This window comes from Hymenobacter wooponensis, assembly GCF_004745865.1.
Lineage (GTDB): Bacteria > Bacteroidota > Bacteroidia > Cytophagales > Hymenobacteraceae > Hymenobacter > Hymenobacter wooponensis.
In genome coordinates, this window is the sequence record NZ_SRKZ01000004.1 from 829,127 (window position 1) to 836,217 (window position 7,091).

Below are 7,091 nucleotides of genomic sequence, written 5' to 3' on the forward strand. Positions count from 1 at the left end.
ACATTTGTAGTCCGTAATGTTCGTGTATCTAGCACGTGCGTTGCGGACTACATCTTGCGCGCTACTCCTACCTTCTTTTCCCAGCCCAGAATTTCTCTCATGCCCGAACTTAACGGCATCACTGTTCATCCCGATTGCCGCCATTTCCGTGGCGATATTCCCTGCCGCCCCAACAAGGAGCACGGTTACCAGTGCGCCAACTGCCCGGTGTATGCCCCCATTGAGCAACGCATCCTGATCATCAAGCTCGGCGCCATCGGCGACGTTATTCGTACTACGCCGCTGCTGCGCCGGCTCCGGCAAGAGTTTCCGGCGGCTAAAATCACGTGGCTTACGCTTACGCCGGCCATTCTGCCGAACGGGGAAATTGATGAAGTACTGAAGCTGGATTTGCCCGCCGTGCTGCACCTGCAGCAGCGCGAGTTCGACCTGCTTTTCAATCTCGACAAGGACAAGGAAGCCTGCGCCCTCCACGACTCTATCAGGGCGCGCCAGAAGTTTGGGTACCGCCTGCATCCTGAATATGGCGTGGCCTGGCCTAGCAATGCCCTTGCTGACCACAAGTTCCTGACCGGAGTATTTGATGAGCTCAGCCTGCAAAACCAGAAGCCCTACGTGCAGGAGATCTTCGAGCTGTGTGGCTTTGAGTTTAAGGGCGAAGAATACGTCTTCGACACGCACCAAGATAAAGGCTACGACTGGTCGGGGCTGCCCACTACTGGCCTACGCATTGGCCTGAACACCGGCTGCGGCGACCGATGGACCACGCGCCTGTGGTCGGATGAGAAATGGATTACCCTGATTGCGGAGTTGCAACAGGCTGGTTACGCCCCGGTGCTGTTGGGTGGCCTAGCCGAGGACGAGCGCAACCAGCGGCTGCAAGCTGCCACCGGCGCGGCTTACCTGGGCACCTTCCCTCTAGAGCAGTTCATCAACCTGATGTACCAAATGGATGGCATAGTGACGCAGGTTACGATGGCCATGCACATCAGCATTGCCCTACGCAAGCCCACCATCCTGATGAACAACATCTTTAATCCCTACGAATTTGACCTCTACGGCCGCGGCCAGCTCGTGCAGCCCGACCGGCAGTGCGTCTGCTTCTACCGCGGCACCTGCAAGCTCGGCACGAGCTGTATGGAAAACCTGCCCGCAGAGAAAGTCTTTGCTGCCGTGCAGGCCAGCCTGCCACTGTAGGCCAGTTACCTCCTTCATAGATGAGCCCCTGCTGTGTGCACAGCAGGGGCTCTTTCTTTTTTAAGCTTCAAATGCGCATATCTACTGCCCCGCTACTTCCTTGAGCGCTTTCACCATTTCTTCCCAGGAGAATTCCTTCTTCTTGGCCCATACGCCAGCCGTAAACTCGGCTTCGCGCTGGTGTTCGTAAAAGTCAACCAAGGCATCGGCAATGGCTTTGGGCTTTGGTGGTACTACGTAGCCCACTTCTCCGTCCGGAATAAGCTCGGCTAGGCCACCCACATCGGTTACCAGCATGGGCCGCTCGAAGTGATACGCAATTTGTGACACGCCGCTCTGCGTGGCGTTTTTGTACGGCTGCACGACAAGGTCGGCCGCGCAGAAGTAGTCGGCTACTTTCTCATTGGGAATGAAATCAGTAGCGCGCACCAACCGCTGCTCCAGGTTGTATTTGGTTATTAGAGCCTCATACGGTGCTGCATCCTCGTAATACTCTCCCGCTACAATCAGCTTCACGGGTAGTTGCGCTAGGCGTTCGTCGGAAAAAGCTTCCAGCAGAATATCTAAGCCTTTGTAGGCTCTGATGAAGCCAAAGAACAGCAAGTACCCAAAATTCGGGTCTAGGTCTAGTGCCTTCACTGCTTCTGCTTTCGGCTTCAATGGGCCAAAATTGTCGTAGAGCGGGTGCGGCTTATATTGGGCGGGCTGCTTGAAGCGCAGGCGTCGTAAGTCGGCTAGCACCGCCCGGCTCATCGTTACGAATCCGTGGCACGCCGACAGGAAGTACTTGGTCAGCGGCCGGTCGCCGGGCCCCTTCTCGTGCGGAATTATATTATCCGTAATGGCCACCACGCGGGTATGGCGGTTCCGGCGTACTAGGCGCGCTACAGTTCCCAGCGATGGGCCCATGAAGGGGAGCCAGAACCGGAAAATCACCAAATCAGGCCGCTGCTTGCGCAGCTTATTCCCCACCGCGTACCAGCTCAGCGGGTTCACGGAGTTAAGGCTTACCTCAATATCCAAATCCGTTGGCCCGGGCTCCGTGCTGAACTGCGTCTGACCCGGAAACAGAAAGTTGGGATACTGCAGAGAAAACGTAACTAGCCGCACCTCGTCGCCGGCATCGCGGAAGGCTCGTGCCAGCCGTTCATTATAAGTTGCTAGGCCACCTCGCAGAGGATAAGCGGGTCCAATAATGACGACTTTCATATCAATAGTTTTCTGCTTCTCGTCTGTCTGGTCCTGCGTATTCTACAGGCCTAGCGCATCAACGCCCGACGATGTGTGCGTTCAACTTAAGTTCAGCTTTTCCTTCACCAAGTAATCGTTGCGGTTGGAGCCATTCAACTGCACCATTTCGGCCAAGAAACCGGCCAGAAATAGCTGCACCCCAATAACCACGGCCACCAGTGCCAGGAAGAACAATGGCTGTGCCGTAACGTCGCGGGCGTGCAGGTTGCGGCTAGCCAGCCACACCTTCTCCCCCACCAGCCACAGCGTAATCAGCATACCCAGCAGAAACGACATGGTGCCCAGGGCCCCAAAGAAGTGCATGGGCCGCCGCCGGAATCGGCTCACGAACGTGATGCTCATCAAGTCGAGGAACCCATACACGAAGCGCTCCAGCCCAAACTTGGTGGTGCCGTACTTGCGTTCCTGGTGTTGCACCACCTTTTCCCCAATTTTGCGGAAGCCGGCCCACTTGGCAATAACTGGGATGTACCGATGCATTTCGCCATACACCTCCACGCTTTTCACCACACGGCTATCATAAGCCTTCAAGCCGCAGTTAAAGTCGTGGAGGTTGATGCCCGATATCCAGCGGGTAACGCCGTTAAACAGCTTCGTAGGAATGGTTTTGCTAAGTGGGTCGAAGCGTTTTTTCTTCCATCCACTTACCAAGTCCAAGCCATCCTGCGTGATCATCCGGTAGAGTTCCGGCAGTTCTTCTGGTGAGTCTTGCAAGTCGGCATCCATGGTGCAAACCACACGGCCCGTAGTCTCCTTGAATCCTACGTTTAGCGCCGCCGACTTACCATAGTTTCGGTTAAAACGGATGCCGCGCAGGTGCGTATCCTCCTGCGCTAGTTCCTGAATTACTTCCCAAGAATCGTCCGTAGAGCCATCATCAATTAAGATTACTTCGTACGTCAGCCCGTGCTGTGCTAGTACGCGGTGAATCCAGCGTGTTAGCTCGGGTAATGACTCTGCCTCGTTGAGTAGCGGAATGACAATCGACAACTCAACGGGAAAATGGTGCGAAAGACGCTTACTCAAACTCGGGACGGGTGTGTTTAGTGATGGCAGAGATAATAAGGGAAAGGATAAAGGCGAAGAGCAGAGTTCCTAGAATAGCCCCAATCAGCATAAACGGACCATTTGCGAACTTGCCTGCCATGGCTAAGCCCTGCTCAATCTGTTCGTCGGATAATTTTCCTTGCGCCTCCATATCGGCCCGTGCACGCTCCATTGAGCGCGTCATAAATTCTGTATCAATAAAATTGATGTAGATGTAGCTAACAATCCCATTAAGCAAGCCAGCAATTCCTCCTAATAGTGAGCCAATACCAAGGCCTTGGCCATAGCTCATGAACCCCTGGTTGTGCTGCTTAAAAAATGTGTGCGCCATCCAGATACCCGCAACCAATACTACCAATGAAAGCCATTTTGCAGGGCTTTGCTCTAGGCCACTCATGTTGAGGCCTAGCGTTAAGATTACCATCACTAGGCCTGTAATCAGACCATAGCGAATGCCAACGGATGATGGGCTTACGGAGGTAGTGGTGTTTTCCATGGATATGGCTTTCAGGATGAATAGATACCGGAAAGGTATATTATTTCCGCAAAAACACTCCGCCTGGGATACTTAGCATTATACCTAAAAGCAGCTTCTTAGAAAATTCATCTTGCGCGAGCCCCTGAGGGTTAGTTGCCAGATTGCGAAGTGTGGCATCATACTGCTGCTGCCCATTTGCTTCCTTCAGGTACATTGCTTTCGCCGCGGCCAAAATGCTCTTGGCTTCCGCTAGATGCTGTGCTATGAGTTCGGGTCCCGCCATTCTTGCAAACAAGTATAGCCCCGCTCCCGCTACTGCTGCTGCAATAAAACTGGTGGCTACCCCCACTCCCACTGAACGGCCTAGGCCTGGTCCATCGGCATAATAGCGCCGCAGCAGAATCTGGCTGATGACAGCCGCAATTGGCGGAAAGAAGTTTGATAAGGTCCGCTTAGGGCCGTAAGGGTTGTTGCCAGTGAAATAGAGGAACAAGACCCAGCCAAGACAAAGGGCACCCGTTACTACGCCGCATAAGACGGCCGTTCGTAGTCCGGGATTAGAGGAAGATGCAGCAGGTTCCAAACGCAAAAAACTAGTGATGCGGCAAGATACGAGGACTTTGCCCAACCTACGCCGCCTGCGACACTTGGCTAACCGGTGTTGCCCGCCGCCGCTCACCGAAACGTAGCAAAGCGCCTTCCGCCAACAAGCAAATCAGCGCGCCCACCAAGCAGTAACGCCACAAAGGAGTACCAACTCGAGTGGCCTTGTACTGGGCTGCCACCGTTTGGCCTGCACCCGTTTCATACACGTGTATGTTCGGGTGAGCAGTACCAATAAGCTGCTTCAACTCGGCGACAGTATAGCTCGCTAGGTTCGATTCCTGCTTATCAATATTAAACGCCAATGTGCTTACTGGCCTACCATCTTTTACCAGTGTATAGAAACCGGGAGCCTGCAGCCCGGGAGGTACATCTAATATCAGCCGACCTCCTTGTATACGCTGAGTAGGTATGTAAGAAGCACTGTCTCGCCGTAGATGGAATACCTGCTCCGGCTTGTCTCGGTTACTGGCATTATCTGATAGGTTTACCGCAAAGGTCCGATCATTTAGGCGGTAGGCCAGTTGCTGCTCTTGCTGATAGCTCTGCATAGCCAGGCGGTACATAACGGGCACAAACAGCGCGTTCTGCGTAAAGTCGGAGTACCCTTGACTAAATGGAGCAGAGAACAAGTACACATTCCCTTTGCCACTTGAGAAAGATGCCAGGAAGCCTTCACCATCACGTAGGCGCAGAATATCATTGCTCGAGCGGGACCAACGCAGCACGGGCGCAGCTTTAGGCAATCCCGTAGCACGCGACTGACCTACGAATACATCTTTGAAAAAAGGGTTCTGCCGGCTAGGTTCAGCCACATCCTGTAGCGCGGGTGCTTTTCCGGCAGGCTGTTCTTGCCACTGTATAGCTCCTAGGCCTAGCTCTCTGAAGAAGCTTATGTATGCCACACGTGATGCGGGTAGGGCTGATGGCACAATAACCACACTAGCGCCTTGCTGTACCGCTCGGCGTATGCTTTCGCGTAGGCCAGTTGAAAGACTACTTGCTTCCTGTACTAATATCAGATTCGCGTCAGTCAAAGCTCGATAGTCAGTTAACTGGGCCTTAACGTGCTGGTAGGAGAAAAGCGGCTCGTTGCCATATAGTGCGTTCAACGTCGTGTTAGCACCTACCTCCACAATCCGAATACGAGTCGAAGGCTTTAGCATGAAGTAGAAGGCATTATCGAAGACTACTGGCGAGTCCTCAAGCTCTACCCGGCATTGCTGGGCAGCCTCACCATCCAAGCGAATTCGTACGGCAGTAGTCACCTCCTCTTGCGCCGGCACAGTAAGTTGCAATGCTGCAGCTTGCTTCGTACCCACAAATAGCTTCACGGGGCAATTAGGCACAGCTTTCTGCCCGCCATTCCTAAGCCTGATGCGCAATACAGCATCTACATTAGCCCGGATGAAGGCATCGTCCAACCACACGCTATCAACAAATACGTTCGAAGCCTCACCTCCGGCCAATGGCACTAAGTAAGTTTGCCGGCTAGTATCAAGAGATGCTAGTGTCTGAGCAGAGAAACTATTCTTTTGAAAATCTGAGAAAATGAATTGCGGTCCTGCGGAAGTAACGTCCTGGAGGCTGGAGGCAAGCTTTAACTCGCCGGCCTGCCCCGAAATCTGCAGCTGTTGCACCTCTGCCCGATAAGCACTAGCTGTGGTTGGCTTACTTTTTTCTGACAAGCTGTACTGGGTAACAGCAGGGAATGCTAGCGGTAAATCATCAGCCTCTTTGATAGCATTCTCGAATACAGGTTGCCCATTCTGCCCTAGCTGGGCCATACTAGGGCTTTGATCAATCAGTACCCCTACCGTTCCATTGCTATTAGAACCTTGCTCGACGGCAGGAATAAAAGGCTGTGCAAAGAGAAGAACTAAACATGCAATCAACCCAATCCTGCTAGCTAATACGAGCAGATGCTTAAGCTTACGCTGACGTGCCGAAACCAACTTAACTTCCCGAATGAACTCCACATTAGTGAAGAGTACCCGTTGAGGTCGGCGCAATTCAAACAGGTGAATGGCTATAGGAATAGCAACTGCGAACAGGCCTAGCAGAAACCAGGGATATGTTAAAGCCATCTAAAAAAACAAAGTACACCGTGAAGATAGACACAAACTTTGCCTCTTGAACGCATACAAAGTATTGCTAGTCTCTTAATACCAATAGTTGTAACCAAGATGGATCAGCAAGAATTCAGGACAGCATACCCAAACCATCTAAATGCAGCAGAGGCCTGGCACACACTGTGCTAGGCCTCTGCTCAAATAGCGCCCTGCTCTATTCCTATATGCTCCGGAATAGGAAGGGCCGAAAATGCAACTGAGCCGCTCCTCCTCTCAGCGGCGCATCCCCCGAGGACTCGGTCCGGGACGCAGCACGCACGCGGGAAAAGCGGCTCAGCAGCTAGTAAGGTTGGCGGCGACCTACTCTCCCGCCGGTGAAGGCAGTACCATGGGCGCTCCGGGGCTTAACGACTCTGTTCGGAATGGGAAGAGGTGAACACCCG

General features: G+C 53.2%; 6 protein-coding genes, 1 rRNA gene and 1 pseudogene. 1 reads left to right on the forward strand and 7 read right to left on the reverse strand.

Going from position 1 to position 7,091, the window contains the following annotated elements:
- Positions 1-99 precede the first annotated feature (99 nt).
- A complete protein-coding gene (locus EU557_RS17135) occupies positions 100-1,197 on the forward strand; it encodes a glycosyltransferase family 9 protein (RefSeq protein WP_135531676.1) in 1,098 nt (365 codons plus the stop codon).
- A gap of 81 nt (positions 1,198-1,278) precedes the next feature.
- Here EU557_RS17135 and EU557_RS17140 read toward each other — a convergent pair whose 3' ends face one another.
- From EU557_RS17140 to rrf, 7 genes and pseudogenes are all read right to left on the reverse strand, one after another.
- Positions 1,279-2,406 (reverse strand): glycosyltransferase, encoded by a 1,128-nt coding sequence (locus EU557_RS17140; protein WP_135531677.1) that lies wholly within the window; start codon positions 2,404-2,406, stop codon positions 1,279-1,281.
- Positions 2,407-2,487: 81 nt separating this feature from the next.
- The gene (locus EU557_RS17145; protein ID WP_135531678.1) at positions 2,488-3,474 is read right to left on the reverse strand and encodes a glycosyltransferase family 2 protein; all 987 of its coding nucleotides are present in this window, start codon (positions 3,472-3,474) and stop codon (positions 2,488-2,490) included.
- Entirely contained in the window at positions 3,467-3,991 is a 525-nt protein-coding gene (locus EU557_RS17150; RefSeq protein ID WP_135531679.1) for a DUF4199 domain-containing protein, read from the reverse strand. Before EU557_RS17150 ends, EU557_RS17145 begins: the two co-directional genes overlap by 8 nt.
- A 40-nt stretch (positions 3,992-4,031) precedes the next feature.
- Complete coding sequence (locus tag EU557_RS26120; RefSeq protein WP_135531680.1) at positions 4,032-4,652, reverse strand: DUF4199 domain-containing protein; 621 nt, start codon at positions 4,650-4,652, stop codon at positions 4,032-4,034.
- Positions 4,603-6,006, reverse strand: coding sequence for a hypothetical protein (locus EU557_RS17160; protein ID WP_245326299.1), 1,404 nt, complete (start codon positions 6,004-6,006; stop codon positions 4,603-4,605). Before EU557_RS17160 ends, EU557_RS26120 begins: the two co-directional genes overlap by 50 nt.
- Before the next feature lie 432 nt (positions 6,007-6,438).
- A pseudogene (locus EU557_RS26125) lies at positions 6,439-6,663 on the reverse strand (BatA domain-containing protein); the annotation flags it as partial.
- A gap of 332 nt (positions 6,664-6,995) precedes the next feature.
- Positions 6,996-7,091 (reverse strand): 5S ribosomal RNA (gene rrf, locus EU557_RS17165); the annotation flags it as partial.